Origin of the sequence: Actinomadura barringtoniae, from assembly GCF_017573505.1 — a bacterium.
Lineage (GTDB): Bacteria > Actinomycetota > Actinomycetes > Streptosporangiales > Streptosporangiaceae > Spirillospora > Spirillospora barringtoniae.
In genome coordinates this window covers 12,808-37,517 of record NZ_JAGEOJ010000033.1, presented here as the reverse complement: position 1 = coordinate 37,517, position 24,710 = coordinate 12,808, and the positions used below count along the sequence as shown (strand labels likewise).

Annotated in this window: 2 protein-coding genes (1 of these 2 running past the window's edge); both read right to left on the bottom strand. The window is 71.2% G+C overall.

What is annotated here, in order from left to right; genetic code table 11:
• Positions 1–413: 413 nt before the first annotated feature.
• Complete coding sequence (locus tag J4573_RS49290) at positions 414–10,904, bottom strand: non-ribosomal peptide synthetase (RefSeq protein WP_208263387.1); 10,491 nt, start codon at positions 10,902–10,904, stop codon at positions 414–416.
• Positions 10,901–24,710, bottom strand: the 3' portion of a protein-coding gene (locus tag J4573_RS49285) for a non-ribosomal peptide synthetase (RefSeq protein ID WP_208263386.1). 2,372 nt of this gene lie beyond the right edge of the window; only the last 13,810 of its 16,182 coding nucleotides appear in the window; the start codon falls outside the window, past its right edge — the gene reads right to left on this strand; the stop codon is at positions 10,901–10,903. The genes J4573_RS49290 and J4573_RS49285 overlap by 4 nt, the downstream gene beginning before the upstream one ends.

The window sequence follows — 24,710 nt, the reverse complement described above, 5'->3', positions numbered from 1 at the left end:
CCTGCACGTCCCACCCGACGTCCCGGCTGCCCTTTACCGGGCCGCCACCCTCTAGAACATCGCCGGGGTATGTAGATCGCCCAGGCCTTGTGGCGGAGTTGCCGCCTGGCTCACCCAGGATCAACGGGAAGGCGGATCGGATGAACCAGTCGGTGCGGGCCGGGTCGTTGATGCCCTCGACCAGTGTGTCCTCATCAACGCTGAGCGGTACACCACGTATAGCGGCCCTGGCGTCGAGGTTCGGGGCCCTGACGGCGCACCCACCCCGACGCCTGGGTGCTCCACGGGGGCTCGTCAGCACCACCCCCGGCCAGCTGTCAAGCGTCGAGAAGAAGGAACTGGCCGAGTTACGGCGCCGTATCCGGCAATTGGGGACCGGTCAGGACTCTGCCGGTCCGGTGGTTGCCGGTGTTTCACATCGTGAGCAGCCATGACGCGATGGCCGACCAAGTCTGCTCCACCATCTCCGGTCTGAGCATCTCCGAATGGACGCAGGGCAGGCGTACCTCGGTGACGGCTCCGCTGACGTAGGCCGCCCATCGTGCGGTTGTGGCCTCGCCGTCGTCGCGAGTTCTGTCGGCGACCAGGAGCAACATCCCCGCGCCGAGTCGGCCCGGCCGGTGCCTGCGGGCGAGGACCGCGTTGTTCTGGAAGATCTCCGCGAGGCGAAGCATCTCGGCATCGGACAGTCCGTTCAGTGATTCGTTGACTTCCTCGCGCATGCGCTCGGCCAGCTCGACAACGTCGTCGGGATCGGGCTCGTCCTCGACGGGAGAGCCGTTTGCGCCCAGGAGCACTGGCCGGGAGGCGGCCGGATACGTGTCCAGCACGACCAACTCGACCTGTTCGCCTGCGGCCTCAAGCTGGACGGCCATCTCGTGAGCCGGGATCCCGCCGAAGGACCATCCGAGCAGCCGGTAGGGGCCCTGAGGCTGAATGGCCCTGATGCGCTGGATGTAGTCGACGGCCATTTCCCGAACCGACTTGGGCAGAGGCGAATCCTGGACAATGCCCTGTGCCTGGAGGCCGTAGAGCGGGATCTCGGGGTCGGCCAACCGCGCCAGCGGCAGGTAGCACCAGCTCAGGCCACCGGCCGGGTGGATACAGAACACCGGCGGCTGCGAGCCCGTGTCCCGGATGGTGAGGACTTCCTCGAGGGCCCCGCCGGCGGCCGAGAGATCCAGCCTGCGCATGAGGCCGGCGACGGTCGGTGCCACGAGCAGGGTGTTCAAGGGAAGACTGAGCCCGCGCTCGCGCAGGCGGGCCATCAGCCTGACGGCCAGCAGGGAATGGCCACCGAGAGCGAAGAAGTTGTCGTCCACCCCGACATCGTCAAGGCCCAGAACGCCGGCGAACTCCTCACAGATCAGTCGCTCCAGATCGGATGCCGGGCCGCGACTCGCCCGAGCGGTGGACGCGTACTGCGGCGCGGGCAAGGCGCCGCGATCGAGCTTGCCACTGACGAAGGTCGGCAGCTCGGCAAGCCGTACGATCGCCGTCGGCACGAACTGGGCCGGCAATCGATCGGTCGCGAACTCGAGCACGCGTGCCTCGAGTTCCTCGTCTGCGCCGAAACCAGCAGCCGGGACGACGTAGGCGACCAACCGCGGGTCCTTAGGGAGATCCTCACGGATCATCACTGCTGCCTGGGCGACGTCCGGGTGCGCCACCAGGGCGGCCTGTACCTCACCCGGCTCGATACGGAACCCCCGTAGTTTCACCTGGTCGTCGGCCCGCCCTGCGAACAGCAGTTGCCCATCGGGGCTCCAGCTCACCCGGTCCCCCGTTCGGTACATTCGCTGTCCGGGGATCCACGGGCAGCCGACGAATCGCTCCGCGGTCAAGCTCGGCCGTTTCACGTAACCATGGGCCAACTGCTCCCCGGCCACGTAGAGGTCGCCGACCACTCCCGCCGGGACCGGTGAGAGCGTCTCGTCCAGCACGTACGTACGGGTGTTGGCCACCGGTCGGCCGATCGGGATGCCTTCCTCCCGTCGCTGCGTCCGAACCAGGCACCGCCAGGCGGTCGCGTCCACCGTGGTCTCGGTCGGTCCGTAGAGGTTCGTCAGGGCGACCCGATCGTCGAACACCTCTGCGAAGCGCTCCACCACCGTCTCGGGCAGAGCCTCTCCGCCGGAGAACACGGCCCGCAACCCGGCGCATCGGGCTGCGGCGGGCTCGTCGAGAAAGGCCGCCAGCATTCCGGGGACGAAATGCAGGACGCTGATCCACTCCCTGCAGGCGAGATTCGCGATATAGCCCGGGTCGCGCTGCCCACCGGGCCGAGCGATGACCACGGCAGCCCCGTTGACCAATGGCGAGAACATCTCGAGGATCGAGACGTCGAAAACGAAGGGCGCCTTCCAGAGGACCCGATCCGCGGCGGTCAACGGGCACCAGGACTGGAACCATGCCAGGTGGTTGACCACACCGGCGTGCGGAACGAGAACCCCCTTCGGCCGCCCGGTCGAGCCGGAGGTATAGATGACGTAGGCCGGGCTCAAAGGCGAGACGGGCCCCATCCGCTCCGAGGGCATCAGCTGGCCCTCCGGCAGGCGGTCGAGGATTTCGGAGATGCGAGAATCGTCGACCACTAGCAGCTCGACGTCATCGGGGATGCTCTGCCCATCGGGGCCGGGAGAGGCGAGGAGATCGGCGATCGCGGCGTCGAGCAGGACGAGCCGCACCTGGCAGTCGTCGAGCATGAACCGGATGCGCTCCAGCGGGTACCCGGGGTCGACCGGCAGGTAGGCCGCCCCCGTCTTCAGCACTCCAAGGAGGACGGCCAGCAGATCGGGCCCGCGATCCATGACCACCCCGACGATGTCGCCAGGACCGATTCCACGGCTGATCATATGCCGGGCCAGCCGATTCGACCGGCCGTCCAGCTCGGCATAAGACCACCCCTGGTCCTCGAAGCGAGCTGCCAGGGCCTCTGGGGTGGCGGCGACCTGGCAGGCGAAGAGTTCGAGGATCGTGTGCCCGGATATCGGTAGGTCTGAAGTGCCCGGGTGCCCCAGCCGCAGGAGGCGCTGCTGCCAAGCCGGTTCCATGACCTCGACGTCCGTTAGGCGAGTGTCCGGTCCGCCGTCCAGTGTCTCTGCGAGCGCTGCCACCAATCCCGAGGCGGCTCGCACCACCATGTCAGCGACCTCGCCCGGAACCGCTGGCGCGACAGCGTCAACGATCACCTCGAACGATCCCTCGTCGACGTCGTCCACCGAGACGGTCAGTGGGTAGTTGTTCCGGCTGCGGGTGTAAATCGTACGGATGCCTTCTAGACCCTGAGCCTGGCCCTCGGGCCCCGGAGAGGACCCACCGTCCATATGCCGATAGTTCAGCAGTGACGTGAACAGCGGACTCCCGGCGGGCACAGCACTGGCTCGCTGTGCCAACACCAGCGAAGCCTGCTCGTGTTCCAGCAGGCCGGCCAACTGAGTCCGGGTCGTTCCCAGCGCGGTACTGACACCGTCACCGACGTTCACCCGCGCCGGGAGCGTGTTCATGAACAGCCCGGGCGACCGATCGGCGCCGCTTCCGGCATCCAGCCGACCGGCGAGGACGGTGCCGAACACGACGTCCTGGCGACCGCTCAAAGTGGCGAGCACCCGGGCCCAGGCCAGGTGCCAGAGGACGGCCGGACTGGTACGACAGCGGCGCGCGGTCGCGCGGATGGCGGCCCCGGTCTCGTCGTCAACTCGGCGGTGGCCCCGCTCGGCCGCGTGCCCATCACCGCGTGCGTCGGTGAGACCGTATGGCGTGGTCGGTTCTTCGACGTCCCCGATCAGGTCGCTGAAGAAGAGCTCGTGCCGGCCCTCCCGATCCGGATCGGTCGCGGTCGCGGCGACGAACTCGCGGAACGGGACGGGCGCGGGCAGGCCTGCCGCCCGGCCCGCCAGGATTTCTCGGACCTCCTCAAGCAGGACCTCCTTGCCGGTGTGATCGGCGGCCAGATGGTGCAGTCGCAGCAGGACCAGCCATCGGTCACCGACCTCGGCCACGTGCAAGTCCATGAGAGGCGCGCGGGTCACGTCGAGCCCGGGCGGAGCGGCCGCCAGGAGCGCCTCGACGGGGTCGATCGGGCTCTTCCCGTCTCGGTCGGTGAGCGTGACCTCGACCGGAACGAGGGCCACCTGCCGCCACACCACCTGAACCGGTCGTGGCACCCCGTCCCAGACGATCGCGGTCCGGCAGACGTCGTGACGCTCGATCACCGTCCGGAGCGCGGAGACGATGGCGTCGAGCCGCGACCGCGAGTCGACCTCGAGGACGGCGGGCGAGAGGTAGGCGTCCGGCCCACTGTCAGCCAGCAGGTGGTGGAACAAGATTCCGTCCTGCAGCGGGGCGAGAGGGTAGATGTCGGCCACGTTCGCCGCACCTCCGTCCACCGAGTCCGCCACCTGGGCCAACTCCGACGGTGAGAGGTCGGCGAGCGGCACCATTTCGGGCGTCAGCTCCCGTGTGCCGACCGGTATCCGGCTGCGCGGCACGGCACGGACCGGCTTCGTTATCGCGGCGGCCAGCCCGGCCACCGTGGGCGTCTCGAACAGAGCCCGCACCGAGATGGCTATCCCCTGTCGACGCAGACGCTCGACCAGCGCCACCGCCCGCAGTGAGTGGCCGCCGAGTGCGAAGAAGTCGTCGTCGGCGCCGACCTGTTCCAACCCTAGGGTGGCGGCGAATGCATCGGCGATGACTTCCTCGCGTGGAGTCTGCGGCGCCCGGCCCACTGAGCCGGTGCCCGGCGCGGGCAGCGCGGCCCGGTCGAGCTTTCCGTTGCCGGTCAGGGGCAAGGCGGACAAGACCACGACGGCCGGGATCATGTGCTCGGGTAGCCGCCCGACGAGGAAGGAGATGAGCCTGGCGGTGAAGTCGTCACCGGTCGCGCCCTCCTGGGCGCGGGACGATTCGGCCGGCACGACGTAGGCCACCAGTCGCGGACCGGCCACTGGATCCAGGTGGACCACCACGACAGCCCGATCGACCTCCGGGTGTGCGATCACAGTGCCGGCGATCTCGCCGGGCTCGACCCGGAACCCGCGGACCTTGACCTGGTCGTCTGCCCTGCCTGAGTGGACCAGATTGCCGGAGCGAGTCCAGCGGGCGCGGTCGCCCGTCCGGTACATCCGCTCCCCCGGGGCCCAAGGGCAGGCGAGGAATCGTTCGGCCGTCGCGGACGGGCGACCGACGTAGCCTCGGGCCAGCCCCGTGCCGGCCACGTAGAGGTCACCGACCACTCCTGGTGGCACCGGGGCGAGACGTTCGTCCAGCACGTACGCTCTCGTGTTCGCGATCGGGGTCCCGATCGGCACGGGTGACGTCGCGTCCGTCACAGCGTCCGGTCCGGCAGTGTCGAACCGACCCGTGGTGACGCCGATGGTGGTCTCGGTCGGACCGTAGTGGTTGTGCACGGTGACGCCCTGGGAGGCGGCGGTCATGACCAACTCGCGGATCCACGCTGCCGGGGCTGCTTCGCCTCCGAGCACCAGTGTCCGCCGGGGCAGGAGGGGACCGATCCCGACGGCGGCGGTGAGTGCCGCCAGATGGGACGGCACGACCTTCAGGTGGTCGATCCCGTGTGCGGCCAGATAGTCCGCGACCGCTGACGGGTCGGTTACCGCGTCGTCGTCCAGGATGTGCAGCTCGCCACCGCTGGCAAGGCTGGCGAACAGCATGGTGTTGCCCAGGTCTGTGACTTGAGCCTGAAGCAGGCCGTATCGCTCGCCTCGACTGCCCGCGATCCCGAGCCGACCGGGAACGGAGCCGACGTAGTTCGCCACCGCCTCATGGGTGACCGCGACGCCCTTGGGAGTGCCTGTCGAGCCGGACGTGTAGATCATGTAGGCGAGGGTCGCCGGGTCGGGCTCAGCGGCAGGTGTCGTATCCGGCGAGGCGGTTATCAGCCGCTCGGTCTCCGGGTCGTCGAGGGCGACGGTCCGCATCCGGCCGGCGGGCAGGTCATCGAGGACCTCGAGGGTCCCAAGAACCAGCGTCGCTCGCGCATCCGCGAGCTGACGGGCGATCCGATAGACCGGTTGGCTGGTGTCCAGCGGCAGATAACCGCCGCCGGCCTTCCAGACGCTCAGGATGCCGACCACGGTGTCCACCCCGCGGGGCAGGCAAAGGGCCACGACCGAGTCCGGCCCGACTCCGAGCGAGCGAAGGTGGTGGGCAAGCCGGTTCGCACGCGTACGCAGCTGCCCGTAGGTCACCGTCTGGCTCCCGGCGACCACTGCGACGGCGTCCGGATGCTCGGCGGCGACGGCATCGAAGCGCTGAATCGGCAGGACCGATGCCGGTGGACCTGCGGTCGCGTTCCACTCGTGCAGCACCAGCCGCCGCTGGTCCGTATCCAGCACGTTCACGTCGGCGGCCCGGATCCCGGGATCAGCGACCACAGTGCTCAGCACATGCTGGAAACAGTGGGCCAGGTCGATCGCCGTCGCCTCGTCGAACAGGTCGGCCGCCGCGGTGAGGGTCCCGCTGATGCCGTTCGGTCCGCCCGGACCTGACCTCTCCCCCAGCATGAACAGAAGGTCGAACTTCGCCGCGGATCCGACGGCCTCCTCGATCACCAAGTCGGCGCCGCTGTGCCGGATCTCGGGGAGATCCAGGGCGACTGGGACGGCCGCCCGCATGGTGAGCATGACCTGGTACAGGGGGTGCCTGGCCAGCGAGCGGGCAGGAGCGAGCTCCTCCACCAGGCGCTCGAAGGGCACGTCCTGGTTCGCGAACGCCGACAGTCCGACGTTCCGTACCCGCGCCAGCAGTTCGGCGAACGTCGGGTCGCCGTCCACGTCGGTGCGCAGCACCAGGCTGTTGACGAAGAATCCGACGAGCGGCTCCAGCGCTTCGTCGTTCCGTCCCGCGACCGCCGTGCCGATCGGGATGTCCGGTCCGGCGCCGAGCCGGAAGAGGGTCAGGGCCAGGGCGGCCTGGACCACCATGAACGTCGTGACCCCCTGCGAGCGCGCCAATGCGGCCAGCTCGGCATGCACATCGGCCGGGAGGTCGATCTCGACCGTGTGGCCGCGGTAGGAGGGGTGGGCCGGTCGGGATCGGTCCGCAGGCAGGGCGAGCTCCCGGGGCGTGTCCGCCAGGGTTCGCCGCCAGTAGTCGATCTGCTGGGCGTGCAAGGAGTGTGGGTCGCGCTCGTCACCGAGCAGGTTCCGCTGCCAGATCGCATAGTCGGCGTACTGAACCGGCAACGCCGGCCAGTCGGGGGCGGCACCGCGGCGGCGCGCCTCGTAGGCGGCTGAGAGATCGGCCGCCAGCGGTGCCCAGGACCATCCGTCACCGGCGATGTGGTGGACGACCACCACCAGCACGCAGGTGTCGGGTGCGGTGACGAAGGCCCAGGCTCGAAGGGGTATCTCGGCAGAGAGGTCGAAGGCGTGTCCACTCGCGGCGATCACGGCCGCCTGCAGATCGGCGTCCTCCAAGTGCACCACCTGGAGGACGTCCGTCACCTCATCTGGATCGAGGATCCGCTGAAAGGGCTCGCCGTCAATGGCCGGGAACGTCGTACGGAGCACCTCATGGCGGCCGAGCACGTCGGCGAGCGCGGCGCCCAGAGCCTCAAGGTCGACTACGCCGTCCAGACGGACGACGACGGGACTGTTGTAGGCGACACCGAACCCTTCCATCTGCGCCAGGAACCACAACCGCTGTTGACCGAACGACAGCGGGATGCGATCGGGCCGCGCCATGGCACGGATCGGCGGCCGTAGCCGGGGCCCGTCGTCAAGGCCGGCCAGGCGGGCGGCCAGTCCGGCTACCGTCGGGTTCTCGAACAGAGTCCGCAAGCTGAGCTCGACGCCCAAGGCGGAGCGGATCCGCGAAACCAGCCGAGTGGCCAGCAGGGAATGGCCGCCTACCGCGAAGAAGTCGTCATCCATGGCTACGGAGGGCCGGCCAAGGATGCCGGCGAACAGCTGGGCAAGGATCTCCTGACGAGGGTCCACCGGACCCACGAGAGCCGACCTGGCCGAAGTCCGTTCCGGGACGGGCAGAGCCCGCCGGTCGATCTTGCCGTTGGCGGTCAGCGGAAGCGCCGGCAGTTCGACGATATGGGCGGGGACCAGATGGGCGGGCACACGTTCGGCCAGAAAGGTACGGACGCTCCCGGCGAGGTCCGGGTCTTCGGGCACCGAGTCCCCGGGGACGACGTACGCGGCCAGGTAGGTGTCCCCCGGCTCGTCGGCGCGGGTGACGACCACGGCCTGGCGCACCCGCGGATGGGTGCCGAGGACCGCCTCGATCTCCCCGGGCTCGACCCGGAAGCCGCGGATCTTCACCTGCTGGTCGGTCCGGCCGACGAACACAAGCCGGCCTTCGGAAGTCCATCGCACGCGATCACCGGTGCGGTACATCCGCTCCCCGGGCTCCCACGGGCAGGCGACGAAGCGCTCGGCGGTGACGGACGGGCGCCCGACGTATCCGCGGGCCAGGCCGAGGCCGGAGACGAAGAGTTCGCCCACGGCGCCCACCGGAACCGGCGCCAGGAACTCGTCCACGACATAAACGCGGGTGTTGGCGATCGGTGTGCCGATCGGACGGCTCGCGCGCGGGCCGTGGCGCCGCTCCGGTGTGCCCGGACTTTCGGTCAGGCAGGTCGTGATCACGCCGATGGTCGCCTCGGTCGGCCCATAGTGGTTGAAGACGTCAACGCCTCGTGCCTCGGCCTCGGTCACCACCTGTTCCAGCCACTCCGCGGGCGCGCTCTCGCCGCCGAGCACGAGTGAGCGCCGGACCCCGAAAGCGTTGAAACCGGCGGCTGCGGACAGGGCGACGAGATGCGACGGCACGGCCTTGAGGTGGTCGGTCTCCCGGTCGGCGAAGCGGCGGGCCAGGGCATCGGCGTCCGTGGCCTCGTCCTCCCCGACGATGTCCAGGCACCCGCCGGTGGCGAGGGCCGTGAACAGGACGGTGTTACCGAGGTCGGTCTGCGGGCCTTGGAGGAGCGCGTACCGGGCGCCCCTGGCGCCCATCCCGAGTCGGCCGGGCACTGAGGCGACATAGTTGGCGAGCGCGCCGTGCACGACACCGACGCCTTTCGGCGTCCCGGTGGACCCGGAGGTGTAGATCACGTACGCCAGGCTCTGGGGTTCCCGCCCCGAGGGTGTGAACGTTGGGCTCGTCGCGTCGTCCGCGGGATCGTCCAGCAGCATGACCGAAACGGCCCCAGACACCTGCCCGGCCGTCGTGCGGTGCGCCAGCACGAGCGCGGCACCCGCATCGCCCAGCTGGAACGCCAGCCGCTCCGCCGGCTGCTCCGGGTCCAGCGGCAGGTAGGCGCCCCCGGCCTTCCAGACGGCGAGCACCGCCGTCACCAGGTCGATGCCGCGCGGCAGCACGAGGCCGACCACCGACTCCGGGCCGATGCCCCGGGCCTGGAGACGCGCCGCGAGGGCCGTGGCCCGGGCGTCGAGATCGGCGTACGTCATCTGCCGGTCGGCGTCGGCCACCGCGGCTGCGTCCGGGGCCTCGCGCGCACACGCCTCGAAGCGCTCCAGGACATCGCCCTCCGGAGAGGGGGCTGCCGTGTCGTTCCAGCCGAGCAGGAGCCGCGTCCGCTCCCCCGGCTCCAGCAGGTCGATCGAGCCAACCCGCACGCCGGCATCGACGGCGACGGCGGCCAGCACGCGTTGCAGGCGATCCACGAGCCGTTTCACCGAGGCGGCCTCGAACCGGTCGGCCGCGGCGATGAAGCTGCCGACGATGCCGGCCGGGTGCCCGGAGTCGTCGAAGACCTCACCCGCGGTCACTTCGAGGTCGAACTTCGCCGACGGCCGGACCGACGGAAGCCCGGCCTCGTCGCCATCGCCGGAGGCCGGCACCCGGGTCTGCATCGCGAGCATGACCTGGAACAGCGGGTGGCGGGCGAGGGACCGGCTCGGTGCCAGTTCCTCGACGAGCCGCTCGAACGGCACATCCTGGTGAGCGAAGCCGTCCAGCGCGATGTCCCTGACCCGGCCGAGCAACTCGGTGAAGGTGGGGTTGCCGGACAGGTCCACGCGCAGGACCAGGGTGTTGACGAAGAAGCCGACGAGGTCATCGAGTTGCTCGTCGTCGCGGCCGGCGGCCACGGTCCCGATCGGCACATCGGTACCCGCTCCGGACCGGGACAGCAGGATCGCCAAGGCTGCCAGGACGACCATGAAAACGGTGGCGTCGGCCGAACGGGCCAGGTCCGCCAGGGCGGCGTGCCCGGAACCGTCGATCTCTAGCGCCGCCACGTGTCCCTGATGGCCCGCAACAGGTGGGCGCGGGCGGTCGGCCGGAAGGTCGAGCTCCTCGGGGAGCCCGTCGAGGGTGCGCCGCCAATAGGTCAGCTGGGAGGAGACGCGTGAGTCCGGGTCCTCCTCCGATCCGAGCACTTCCTGCTGCCACAGCGCGTAGTCCGTGTACCGGACGGGCAGGGGCGGCCACTCTGGGGCCTCGCCGCGGACCCGGCTGCGATAGGCCGAGATCAGGTCCCGGGACAGCGAGCGCATCGACCAGCCGTCGCCCGCGATGTGATGCACGGTCACGACCAGCACGGATCGGCCGGCGGTCCGGAGGAGGTTCGCACGGATCGGAATGTCCTGGGCCAGGTCGAAGCCGACGTGGCCCGCGTCCTCCACGGCCCGGGTGAGGTCGGTCTCCGCGACCGTGTCGGCCGTCAGCTGCCAGCAGATCTCCTCGACCTTCAGGATCTGCTGGTAGGGCTCGCCGTCGACATCGGGAAAGCAGGTACGGAGCACCTCGTGCCGGCCGATCACGTCGCGGAACGCCAGGTCCAGCGCACCGAGGTCGACGTCTGTGGACAGCTGAAAGGTGTCCGTCATGTTGTAGGTCGGGCTCGGGCCCTCCAGTTGGTGGATGAACCAGAGGCGCCGTTGGGCATGGGACAGGGGAATCACTCGTCCTCCTTCCGGTCGATCCGCCGCAGCGCCGGCCGGGCCCGGGCCGGGCCACCGAGCTGTTTGGCCAGCTCTTCCACCGTCGGCGCGTCGAAGAGTGCCCGCAGGGTCACGTCGCGGCCGAGCCGGCCGCGGACCCGGGCGATCAGCCGGGTGGCGAGCAGTGAATGGCCACCGAGGGCGAAGAAGTCTTCATCCGCTCCGACCCTGTCCAGGCCGAGCACCTCGGCGAAGATCTCGGCGAGCGCGCTTTCGTCCGGTCCCGACGGCGCGCGCCCACCTCCGGCGCCGGTGGCGGCCGGAACGGGCAGCGCGGCCCGGTCGAGCTTGCCGTTGGGTGTGAGGGGCAGCCCGGGCAGGACGACGACGGCGGGCGGGACCAGATACGCGGGCAAGAGCGCGGTGAGATGCGCGCGCAGCTCGCGGACCAGCTCAGCGGCGGCCTGCTCGTCGACGTCGGCAGCCGGGCCCGGGACGACGTAGCCGACCAGCTGCTGATCGCCGAGCGGGTCCGCACGGGCGATCACGGCGGCCTGGTCCACCTGGGGATGCCGTGTCAGGGCCTCGGCGATCTCGCCGGGCTCGATCCGATGCCCTCGGATCTGCACCTGGTCGTCACTGCGCCCGGCGAACACGAGCTGTTCGTCGCCGCTCCAGCGCGCCCGGTCGCCGGTGCGGTACATGCGCTCCCCAGACGCCCAGGGGCAGGCGACGAACCGGCCTGCGGTCAGGCCCGGCCGATTCAGGTAACCGCGGGCGAGCCCACGCCCGGCCAGGTAAAGGTCGCCTTCCACTCCGGGAGGCACCAGGCCCAGCCGCGAGTCGAGCACGAAGGCACGGACCCCGGTGATCGGCCGCCCGATGGCGACGACGCGGGCGCCGGGCTCGCAACGCCACACCGTCGCGTCGACCGTCGTCTCGGTCGGACCGTAGGTGTTGAACAGCGTCCGGTCCTCCGACCAGCGCGCGGCGACCGCGGGCGGGCAGGCCTCACCGCCGACTTCCAGAACCAGACCGGCGGGGAGCGCGCCCGGTTCGAGGTCGGCCACGACGGCTGGCGGCAGCGACGCATGGGTCACGGCGTGATCGGTGAGGACGGCGACGAGGTCCTCGCCGGCGCGAGCGTCCGGTGGCACGACGACCAGCTCCGCGCCCGAGGTGAGGGCCAGCGTCCACTCGAGGGCGAAGTTGTCGAAGGTGGCGGAGGCGAACTGCGCCACCCGTGATCCCGGTCCGGCGCCGAACCGGGACAGCCCGGACACGGTGTTGGCCAGCCCGGCCTGGGTGACGACGACGGCCTTGGGGGTCCCGGTCGACCCAGAGGTGTAGACGATGTAGGCGGCACTCGCGTCCGGGCACGCCGCCACGGGAAGCCCGGCACCGGCCTCGCCGTCAGGGAGCGTCCCCGGCTCGTCGATCGCGACCAGCGGCACACGGCCACCGGCCGGTCCGCTCAAGGCGGGGAGCCGGGCCGTGGAGGTCAGGACCATGACCGGCCGGGCGTCGTCGAGCACGAATCCCAGCCGGGCCGAGGGATGGTCGGGATCGATCGGGAGGTATGCGGCACCGGCGGCCAGGATGCCCAGCAGGGTGGCGATCAGGTCGGGCCCGCGGTCCAGAGCGACGCCTACGATCGCGTCCGTGCCGATCCCCCGCGTGGTGAGGAGACGGGCCACGCGGCCGGCCTCCACAGCCAGCTCTCCGTAGGTGAGAGAGCGTGCGGGACCTGAGACGGCCGGGGCCCCGGGCGCGGTGGCCACGGCGTCCGCGACCAGCGACAGGACCGGCGGCGCGGCCGAATCTGGCGGCGAGCCGGAACCGAGGCACAGAAGTCGGTCTCGCTCGCCGGAGGACACGACGGCGACATCGCGCAGCGCTGTCGCCGTCTCCGGCTGAGTCACCGCCTTTTCCAGCGCCGTGACTATCGCGGCCACGGTCGTGATGAACATCCGGGCGATGAGGTCGGGATCGGCAGGGGCGACCGCGTCGACCGTGCAGCCGAATCCTCCCGACGGGCCTGCGTCGTCGACCGACACGCTGATCGGATAATTCGTGCGCTCGTGGACATCCAGGGTCCGCACGCCCGCGAGCGGTTCGCCGGCGGTTTCGGTGCCGGACGCCGCCGATCCGGTGGGCGGGGAGTGGCGCGCGTTGAAAAGGGTGGTGAACAGTGGAACGTCGGCGGGCAGTCGGCCGGCCCCCAGAGCCGCTGACAGGGGGGTGTGCTCATGCTCCAGGAGGGCCGCCAGATGCGAGCGCATGCGAGCCACGGAGGTCAGCACGTCGTCCTGGTCGATTCGGAACCGCACGGGCAGGGTGTTCATGAACAGGCCGAGCACGCGATCCGCTCCGGCGCCGCCGTCCATGCGGCCGAACAGGACGGTGCCGAAGACGACGTCAGGCTGCCCGCTCAGAGCGCTCAGAGTCCGGGCCCAGGCGACGTGCAGCACCGTGGCCGGGCTGGCGCCCGCCGCCTTGCTCACGGCCCGCAGACGCGCGGAGAGGTCGAGGTCGAGCGACCGGTCGGCGGTGCGGGCGTCCGAGCCGTCGCCTCGCACGTCGAGCAGGCCGTACGGCGCGGTGGGCTCGTCGACGTCACCTAGGAGTTCCGCGAAGTAGGCGGCATGCCCGGCCGTCCGCTCCTCGGTTCCGCGCGCCTGGACGACGAAGTCCCGGAATGGCAGCGGCGCGGGCAGGTCGCCGTGGCGGCCGGCCAGGATCGAGCGGATCTCGTCGAGCAGGACGTCCATGCCGGTGTGGTCGAGCGCCAGGTGGTGCAGCCGGACCAGGGCCAGCCAGCTCTCGTGGCCGTCGGCGGTGACGTGGACATCGATGAGCGGGGCCCGGGTGACGTCCATCCATCCACCGGCGACCGCGCGAAGGCGGGCCCGCGGGTCGGCCCCGGGCACATCCGAGTTCGCCGGCGGCACCTCGGTGATCGGAAGGGGGGCCTGGCGCAGCACGACCTGCACAGGCTCGTCGGCTTCCTCCCAGAGCACCGCGGTGCGGCAGATGTCATGCCGGTCGACGACCTGCTGCAGGGCGGCCAGGAACGCGTCCAGACGAGTCCGGGAGTCGAATCCGAGGAGGAACGGGGTCAGGTAGGCGTCGGGGCCGGCTCCATCCGCGAGGAGGTGATGGAACAGGATTCCTTCCTGCAACGGCGCGAGGGGATAAAGGTCGGCGACGTTGGGGGCACCACCGGGGATCCGGGCGGCGATCCGGTCGAGTTCCTCCGGCGTGAGGTCGACCAGGGGCAGCATGTCCGGTGTGAGCCGGACGGCGCCGTCGGGGATACGGTTCGGCGGCACGGGGAGCGTCGCGTGCCCCGAACTCGCGGCCAGGCCTGCGACGGTGGGGGTTTCGAAGAGCGCCCGCACCGACAGGGACACGCCCTGGGCCCGCAGCCGCTCGACGAGCGTGACCGCCAGCATGGAGTGGCCGCCGAGAGCGAAGAAGTCCTCGTCGACCCCGACCGACGGGCGGCCGAGCACGTCGGCGAAGGACTGAGCGATGGCCTCCTCCCGGGCGTCCGCCGGCCCGCGGCCGGACGGCGCCGGCCCGGTGCGCGGGGCAGGCAGAGCGGCCCGGTCCAGCTTCCCGTGGGCGGTCAGTGGCAACTGATCCAGCGCCACGAACGCCGTCGGGACCATGTGGGCCGGCAGCCGTCCGGCGGTGTGGCGGCGGAGCGCCTCGTCCAGCTCCGCCCCGGCGCCGTCGGCGGGGACGACGTAGCCGGTCAGCCTGCGGTCGCCGGGGACGTCCTCTCGGACCACGACCGCCGCCTCGGCGACGGCAGGGTGAGCGGCGAGCACGGCCTGGATCTCCCCCGGCTCGATCCGGAAGCCCCGGATCTTCACCTGGTCGTCCTCCCGGCCCCGGTACAGCAGGCGGCCGTCCGCGGTCCACCGGCCGCGGTCGCCGCTACGGTACATGCGGCCTCCCGGCTTCCCGTCGGGGTCCGGGAAGGGGCAGGCGACGAACCGCTCGGCGGTCAGCTCCGGCCGGCCCACGTACCCGCGTGCCAGGCCGGGTCCGACGACGTAGATGTCGCCGGTTCCGCCGGCCGGGACGGGCTGCAGCGCGCCGTCGAGGACGAGCACTCGGGTACCGGGCAGGCCGGGCCCGATGCCGGGGGGCTCGCCCGATCGCACCCGTTCGGCGTCGACGTCCCAGCGCGTCACATGCACTGTCGTCTCGGTGATGCCGTACATGTTGACCAGGCGGGGGGCGACGCCGTCCGCAAGCACGGGCCAGGCCTCCAGGTGGGACCGGTCGAGCGCCTCACCGCCGAAGATCACAAGGCGGAGGGAGGCTCTCGAGATCTCGGGCCCGAGCTCGGCCGCCAGCTGGGAGAACGCCGACGGCGTCTGGCTCAGGACGGTCACCTGGTCGCGGACGAGCTGTTCGACGAAGTTCTCCGGCGACCGGGAGACGACGTAGGGGACGACCGACACCCGGGCCCCGTGGAGGAGCGCGCCCCACAGCTCCCAGACGGAGAAGTCGAAGGCGTAGGAGTGGAACCAGCTCCAGGTGTCCGCGGGCCCGAGGGCGAACGCCTCCCGGCCGGCCTCGAGCAGGCTGATGACGTTGCGGTGGGTGATCGCGACGCCCTTGGGCCGGCCGGTGGATCCCGATGTGTGGATGACGTAGGCCAGATGGTCCGGCCGCAGCGGTGCCAGCCGCTCGGAATCGCCGATCGGGGAGCCGTCCTCGGCCGCGAGGCCGGCCACCGTGTCCGGCTCGTCGACGACGATCATCGGCAGCGACCCAGCCCGGGTGCCGGCCAGGTGGGAGGCGCAGGCCTGGTCGGCGAGAACTGTGGCGGGCGCGACGTCGGCGAGGACATAGTCGATGCGGTCAGCCGGGTAGGCGGCGTCGAGTGGCACATAGTGCCCACCCGCCTTGAGCACCGCGAGCAGGGCCACGATCAGCTCGGCTCCGCGCTCCATCACCACCGCGACCGGAGCGTCGGGCCCGACTCCGGTCCGCACGAGACGACGGGCAAGGCGGTTCGCCCGGAGGTCCAGGTCACCGTAGGTGAGCAAGCGGCTCCCGTCCAGGACGGCGACCGCCTCGGGAGCCTGGTCCGCCTGCTCCTGGAAACGGTCCGCCAGGGTGGTCGTCCGGTGCGCGGGGGCCGGGCCGGCCCCGCCTGCCGCGAGCATTACCTCGCGTTCGCCCGGCGCGAGCACGTCGAGCCGCCCCAGGGGTCGCCCCGGTTCGTCGATGGCGGCCGCGAGCAGCCGGACGAACCGCCCGGCCAGATCGGCCACGGTAGGCGGCTCGAACAGATCGGCCGAGCCGATCAGGGTTCCACGGATGCCGGCTGGACCACCGTCGTCGGCCGTGGTCTCGCCGAGGGCCATTTCCAGGTCGAATCGCGCGGTGACGGGCAGTCCCTCCGCCAGGGGCACACCGGCGACGGCGACGCCTGGGAAGTCCAGGAGGGCCGGCTCGACGTTCTGCAGGGTGAGCACGACCTGGAACAGCGGGTGCCGGGCGAGTGAGCGTTCGGGCGCCAGCTCCTCGACCAGTCGCTCGAAGGGGATGTCCTGGTGGGCGTGCGCGCCCAGATCGGTCTCCCGCACCCGGCGTAGCAGTTCGCGAAAGTCCGGCTCGCCCGAGAGGTCGGTGCGGAGGGTGAGGGTGTTGACGAAGAAGCCGACCAGGTCGTCGAGTTGCTCGTCGGTGCGTCCGGCCACAGGCGTCCCGATCAGGATGTCGGTGCCGGCTCCGAGACGGGTGAGGAGGGCGGCGAAGGCCGCCTGCAGCACCATGAACACGGTGACGCCTTCGGCGAGGGCGATCGCACGGAGTCGGCGGTGCAGGTCGGCGGGCACGGTGACCGGGACGGCGTGCCCGCGGTGCGACTCGAGTGCCGGTCGCGGCCGGTCGGCGGGAAGGTCCAGTTCGGGCGGGACGCCCGCGAGCCGGCGTCGCCAGAAGGCGAGCTGACCGGTCGGATCGTCGTCGCCATCGCCGAGCACCTGTGCCTGCCAGACGGCATAGTCGGCGTATTGGACGGGCAGCGGCGTCCACTCCGGTGCCCGTCCGCCCGCGCGTGCGACGTAGGCGCGGGACAGGTCGCGCCCGAGCGGGCTCAGCGACCAGCCGTCGGCGGCCAAGTGATGCACGACGACCACCAGGACGTGCTCTTCCTCTGTGGCCCGCAGCAGCCAGGCCCGGACGGGCAGGTCGGTGGCGAGGTCGAAAACGTGCCCGGCCGCCCGGTGGACCGCGGAGTTCAGAGCCTCCCGGCGCTCCGAATCAGGGACATCCTCCAGCGAGACGGCCTCGAAGGGCACGTCCAGTTGCTCAGGGCGCACCACGTTCTGATGGGGCTCCCCGTCAACGACGAGGGGCAGGGTACGGAGCACCTCATGGCGGACCAGTACGTCCCGGAAAGCGGTGGCGAGGGCCTCGCCGTCGAGCGGGCCGTCGAGGGAGACCACGAGGGGAATCGTGTACGCCGTGCCTGGGCCGTCGAGCCTGTCCAGGAACCAGAGGCGGCGCTGGCCGGACGACATGGGCGCCGGCCCGGGATACCGGCCGCGGGTCAGGGCCGGCCGCGTGGCGGCCTCGCCGGTGGACTCACCCAGCCTGCGAGCGAACCCACGGACCGTCGGTGCCTCGAACAGCACCCGGAGGGCCGGCTCGGCGTGCAGGACGGTTCGCACGCGCGACAGCAGCCGGGTGGCCAGCAACGAGTGGCCACCGAGAGCGAAGAAGTCATCGTCCACACCGACCTCGGGGCGCCGGAGCACCTCGGCGAACAGCTGTGCCACGACCCCCTCCAGGGTGTCCTGCGGGCCGTGGGCGCGCTGAGAGACGGCGACCGCGGGGACCGGGAGCGCCCGACGATCGAGCTTCCCCCCGACGGTGAGTGGCATGGCCTCCAGGACGATGACGACCGAGGGCACCCAGGCCCGGGGCAGCCGGGCCGCCGCGAGCGCACGCAACTCCTCGGGCAGGATCTCGCCGGCCGCGGACGAGGCCACGACGTAGGCGACGAGCCGCGGACCTTCCGGGTCGTCCTTCCGCAGGACGACGGCGACCCGTTCGACCAGGGCGTGGGCGGTGAGTACCGCCTCGATCTCGGCCGGCTCGATCCGATACCCGCGCAGTTTCTGCTGGTCGTCCTCGCGTCCGGTGAAGACGAGTTCGCCGTCCGGAGTCCAGTGGGCTCGGTCTCCAGTCGCGTACATGCGTTCTCCGGGTGCGGCCTGACCGGCGGCGAAGGGGCAGGCGACGAAGCGCCGGGCGGTCAGACCGGGCCGCCCGCTGTACCCCCGGGCGACCTGGACGCCGCTCAGGTACAGGTCGCCCACGACGCCGGCGGGCACCGGCGAGAGCAGCTCGTCGAGGACGAACGCCCGGGTGTTCGTCACGGGCCGTCCGATGGGGACGGCGTTGCGGGTGCCGGGCTCTCGGCCGGGATCGAGCCGCCAGGCGGTGGCGTCGACCGTCACCTCTGTGGGGCCGTAGAGGTTGGTCAGCGCGACGTGATCGCCGAACGTCGCCTCGAAGCGGTCGACGAGCGCCGGCGACAGCGTCTCGCCGCCCGACAGCACGTGCCGAAGGCTCGAACAGCCCGCAGCCGACGGCTCGTCGAGGAATGCCTCCAGGAGGGTCGGAACGAAGAAGAGGACGTTGACCTCCTGTTCCTGGACCAGCTCGGCGAGGTACTGGGCGTCCAGATGGCCGCCGGGCCGAGCGACGACCACCGTGGCTCCGGTGGTGAGGGGGGCGAACAGTTCCAGGATCGAGACGTCGAACACAGGTGGCGCCTTGAAGACGACACGGTCCCCCGGGGCGATCGGGCACCAGTCCCGGATCCAGCCGAGATGGTTGGTCAGGGCGGCATGCGTGATGACAACGCCCTTCGGCGTCCCGGTCGAGCCGGACGTGTGCATGACATAGGCAGCCCCCGCCGGCCGGAGAGGCCGAGGGGCGGGCTCGGCCGAGGCAGGTGCCGTCTCCTCGACGAGGACCACGGGAGAGTCGCCCCCCAGAGAGGCGAGCGCGTCTGTGGTGACCACCGCGCAGGGCCCGATGTCGTCGATGAGCACACGAATCCGGTGCGGTGGGAACTCAGGCTCGATCGGGAGGTAGGCCGCGCCCGCCCTGAGCACGGCGAGCAGGCCGATCACCAGGTCCAGGCCCGGGGGCAGGAGTACCGCGACCACGGGTTCGGCGCCGTCGAGCTCCAGCGTGAGCCGGGCAGCGAGTCGCCTGGCGCGGGCGTCCAGCTCACCGAACGACAACGTCCGTCCCTCGAAGACCACGGCGGGTGCGTCCGGGGCGGCGGCCACGACGGCGTCGAACTGCTCGATGACAGAACGGAACGGCGACTCCTGGGCGGTGTCGTTCCACCGGTCCAGGACCCTACGTTCGCCGCCCAGCACGTCCAGGAACGCCGGCGGCCGGCTCCTTCCCGTCCTCTGCGCGGCTTCGAGTGCATCGATGAGGCTTGCGACAGCGTTCACCGTCAGGTCTGCGACGTCGCGAGCCGGTACCGGCGGCACGGCGTCCACGCTGATCGCGAAACCCCCTTCCTCGTCGTCGATCGAGACGACGAGCGGATAGTTCGTCCGTTCTCGGACCAGGACGGTCCGGAGGCCGGCGGGCGGGTCCGGGGCGTCACCGTCGAGAGGAGCCGAGCCGAAGCGGTAATTCAGAACCGAAGTGAACAGGGGAAGCTCCGGAGCCACGCCGCTCGCCTGCTGGGCCAGGGTGAGCGGTGCGTGCTCGTGCTCCACCAGGGCGGCGAGCTGACGGCGCATCCCGTCGATCGTTCTCAGCAGGTCGGTGCCGTCCAGCCGGGCACGCACCGGCAACGTGTTCATCAGCAGGCCGAGGGCGCGTTCCGCACCCGGCCCCGCGTCCATGCGCCCGAGCAGCACGGTCCCGAACACGACGTCGCGACGGCCGCTCAGCGTGGCCAGCACCCGCGACCAGGCGACATGCCAGAGGGTGGCCGGGCTCACCGCCAGGTCCCGCGCTGCCTTTCGCAGCCGGTCGGCGAGATCCCCGGGCAGCTCCTGGTGGGCCCGCACGGCGTCGGCGCCGTCGCCTCGCACGTCCTGGACTCCGTACGGCGTGGTGGGCTCCTCGAAATCGCCCAGCAGGTCCGCGAAGAAGCGCTCGTGGGCGGCTCGGAGCGCTGGGTCGGCCGAGCGGATCCGCGCGACGACGTCGCGGAACGGCAGGGGCTCGGGCAGGTGGTCACTCCGTCCGGCCAGGATCTCCCGGATCTCCGCGAGGAGCACTTCGATGCCCGCGTGGTCGAGCAAGATGTGGTGCAGCCGGATCAACGCCAGCCACCGCCCGTCGCCGAGGGCGGCGGTGTGGACGTCCATGAGGGGTGCGCGGGCGAGGTCCATGGCGAAGCCGGTCAGGGCGGCCAGATCACCTGCGGGATCGGACGTTCCGGGCTCGACGGGTACATCGATGACCGGGAGGTCGGCCACCCGCAGCACGACCTGGACGGGCTCGCGGAGTTCCTTCCAGACGATCGCGCTCCGGCAGGAGTCGTGCCGGGCGATCACCTGTCGAAGCGCGTCGAGAAAGGCCTCCAACCGCTCGCGGGAATCGAGTTCGACAACGGTCTGGCCGACGTAGGCGTCGTCCTGCCCGGGTGCGAGGAGGTGGTGGAACAGCATCCCTTCCTGGAGCGGCGTCAGCGGGTAGACGTCCGCGACGTTCGCGGCCCCTCCCTCGACGCCCTTCGCGATCGTGTCCAGTTCCGCGGCGCTGAGCCCCGCAAGGGGAACCATCTCGGGTCGGAGCTCCGTGGTGCCCTGCGGGACGGATCCGGACGCACCGCCAAGCCTCCCGAGGTCGGTCGCCGCGGCGACCGCGGCGAGGCGGGACGGCGTCGGCGACTCGAACAGCGCCCGGACTGGGACCCGCAGACCCGCGGAGGCCAGTTCCTCGATCAGTACGACCGCGAGCAGCGAATGCCCTCCAAGGACGAAGAAGTTGTCGTCCGGGCCGACCTCGGCCAGCCTGAGCACGGTCGCAAAGGCTTGGCAGACCGCCGCTTCGCGGGGATTAGCAGGAGCGCGGCGCGGGCCGGCCTCCGGCCGGTCCGGGGCCGGGAGCGCAGCAGTGTCCAGCTTGCCGTTGGCGGTGAGGGGAAACGTGGTCAGTTCTACGACGGCCGGGACCATGTAAGCCGGCAGGCGGGCAGCGAGGAAATCGGTGACCCCACGGGTGACCTGCGGTCCGGCGTTCTCGGCGAGCACGACGTATCCCACCGGACGGGTGCCGCCGAGGCCGTCGTCCCTGATCACGACCTCGGCCTGCCGGACCTCCGGATGGCCGGCGAGCACGGCCCGGATCTCACCGAGTTCGATCCGAAACCCACGGATCTTCACCTGTTCGTCGTCCCGCCCGGCGAACAACAGGTCCCCGTCCGAGGTCCAGCGGACCCGGTCGCCCGTCCGGTACATGCGTTCGCCCGATCCCCAGGGGCAGGCCACGAACCGCTCGGCGGTGAGGGCCGTCGGGCCGAGGTAGCCGCGGGCGACCCCTGTGCCCGCGACATAGAGGTCACCGACGACGCCGGGCGGCACCGGGGTGAGCCTGCCGTCCAGGACGTACACGCGAGCACCTGCGATGGGGCGGCCGATCCGGACCGGTGTGGCGTCGTCCGGTGGGCAGCGCCAGACGGTGGCGTCGACCGTGGTCTCGGTCGGACCGTAGGTGTTGAACAGGGTCCGGCCCCGAGACCAGCGAGCGGCGACCTCGGGCGCGCAGACCTCGCCTCCGACCTCGAGCACCCGCAGGTCCGGTAGGTGGACGGGATCCAGGCCGCCGACGACCGCAGGGGGAAGCGATGCGTGCGTGACGCCCTCAGTGCGAAGGAAGGCGGCTAGTTCCGGGCCCAGCCGACGGTCGGGCGGGACGATCACGAGCGTGGCCCCGGTGGTCAGCGCAAGGGTCCATTCGAGGGCGAAGTTGTCGAACCCCGGCGACGCGAACTGGGCCACGACCGACCCCGCAGTGACGCCGAACCGCCGAAGGGCCGCGGCGGTGTTGGCCAGACCTGCATGGGTGACGACCACGCCTTTCGGCCGCCCGGTCGAACCGGATGTGTGGACGATGTAGGCCGCGGCGGCCGGGTGCGGGGCGCCGGCACCCGCCGGCGCGGCCCGGCGGCCGTCTGCCCCGTGGAGCACGTATCCGGTGCGGAGCACGAGGCTGGGCGTGGCGTCCCGGAGGACGGCCTCGAGGCGCCCCTCGGGCAAGTCGGGGTCCAGAGGCAGATAGGCGGCACCCGCCTTGAGGACGCCCAGCAGTGTGGTCACGAGCTCGATCCCGCGGGGCAGCTGAAGGGCGACGACGTCTTCCTCCTCGACGCCGTGCGCGCGCAGGTCGTCGGCGATCTGGGACGAGCGCCGGTCCAGCTCCGCATAGCTGACCTCCGTCCGCCCCTCCCGCACCGCCACGGCCCGGGGTAGCGCGGCGACGTGGCGGGCGAAGCGCTCAAGGACAGGCTCGGCGTTCGTCACCCGATGGCCTGCCCCGCTCCAGGACTCGACCAGCTCTGACCTCTCGGCCGCCGCGAGAACGTCGATGCCGCCGACCTGCTGGTCGGGTGCGGCCGTCATGAGCTCGAACACCTGGACCAGACGCGCCGCCAGCCTCTCGATGCTCGCCCGGTCGAACAGGTCATCCGTGGCGACGAGGCTGCCCCGCAGCCCCTGCGGTACGCCCTCGGCGTCCAGCGTCTCGGTGAAGGTGAGATCGAGATCGAACTTCACGGTCGTCGGACCGTCGCCGCCCTCGAGGCCGGAGGCACGAAGGCCCGGCAGCGTGAGCGGCACGCCCGTTGCGGTGTTCTGCAGGCTGAGCATGACCTGGAACAGCGGATGCCGGCTCAGCGAGCGGGCGGGCGCCATCTCCTCGACCAGCCGCTCGAACGGAACGTGCTGGTGACCATAGGCGGCGAGCGCCGTGGTCCGGACCCGTGTGAGCGCCTCGCGAACCGTCGGATCGCCGGAGAGATCCATCCGGAGCACGAGCGTGTTGACGAAACACCCGACGAGCTCGTCCAGGTCGCTCTCGTTCCGGCCGGCGATGACAGTGCCGACGGGCAGGTCGCACCCGGCCCCGAGACGGGACAGCAGGATGCCGAAGCCCGTCTGAAGCGCCATGAAGAGCGTCGCGCCCTCTGCGCGGGCGAACTCCTGGAGTCGCTCGTGCAGGTCGGCGGATACCGAGAATCCGACGAGGTGGCCGCGCTCGCCGGCCACGGGCGGACGGGGGCGGTCCCACGGCAGGACGAGCTCCTCGGGTACGCCGTCCAGTGCTTCTCGCCAGTAGGCGAGGTCCCGCTCCAGCGCGGTGCCGCCGGCTTCCGATCGCGCCGTCTGGCGGATCGCGTGGTCCGCGTACTGCAGCGGTAGCGCGTGCCAGTCCGGTGCCCGGCCGTTCCGCCGCGCGGTGTAGGCCTGGGTGAGGTCGCGAGTGAGCGGCCCCCATGACCACCCGTCGGCGGCGATGTGGTGGAGGACCACGACCAGGATGTGCTCGTCAGGTCCGGTGGTCATGAGGGTGGCCCGGATCGGGAGGTCTCGCGCGAGGTCGAAGGGGGCGACGGACAGCTGCCGGACCGCGGCCGTCAGCCGGCCGGCGGCGCCGTCCTCGACCCGTTCGTGGCCGAGTTCCCAGCCGTCGCCGGTCCGGATCTCCTGGTAGGGCGTGCCGCCGGAGGACGGGAAGGTGGTGCGCAGGATCTCGTGCCGATCGATGACATCACGGAAGGCCGCCTGCAGGGCCGGCTCGTCCAGCACACCGGTCAGCCGCACCGCGACTGGGATGAGGTAGGTCGATCCGGGCCCGTCGAGCTGGTCGAGGAACCAGATACGTTGCTGGGCGAACGAGAGCGGCAGCCGGTCCGGGCGCGTGGACGGCGGCGGCACGACCGGTCCGGGCGATCCCGACGACTGCCGCTCGCGCACGAGGTCGGCCATCTGGGCGACGGTCGGGTGGTCGAAAAGATCGCCGATCTCCAGCGCGACGTCCAGCAGGGCCCCGACCTTGGAGACGACGGCCACGGCGAGCAGGGAGTGCCCGCCCCGGGCGAAGAAGTCGTCGTCCACGCCGAAACTGTCGAGGCGGAGTGCCTCGGCGAACTGGTGTGAGAGAAGCGCCTGCAACGGGTCCTCGGCGACCCTCTCGGTTGAGGACCCGTCCGTGGATGGTTCGGGCAGCGCGGCCCGGTCCAGCTTGCCGTTCGGAGTGAGCGGAAACTCTTCCAGGGTGACGACTCTGGCGGGCACCAGGTGGCCGGGCAGCGTGCTCGCCAGCCGGCTCACCAGCTCGGCCTCCGTGGCCGCCAAGGCGGCCACGTCGTGAGGCGCGGCGAGAACGACGTAGGCGACCAGGCGCCGGTTTCCCTCGGCGTCCTCCCGGGCCACGACGTGAGCTCGCTCCACTTCCGGCAGGCGAACCAGCTCGGCCTCCACCTCGGCCGGCTCGATGCGGAAGCCGCGGATCTTGATCTGCTCGTCGTCGCGGCCCGCGTACATCAGCTGCCCGGCGGCAGACCAGCGGGCTCGGTCCCCGGTTCGGTACATCCGCTCACCGGGCTCCGCGAACGGGCAGGCGACGAAACGGCTCGCGGTCGATCCGGGCAGGTTCTGATAGCCCCGGGCGACCTGGGCCCCGGCGACATAGAGATCACCGACGACGCCGACCGGAGCCGGCGACAAGTGCTCGTCGAGAACGTAGACGCGGGTGTTCGCGATCGGCCGACCGATCGGCACCACCTCTCCGAGGTCGCCGGCATCTGCT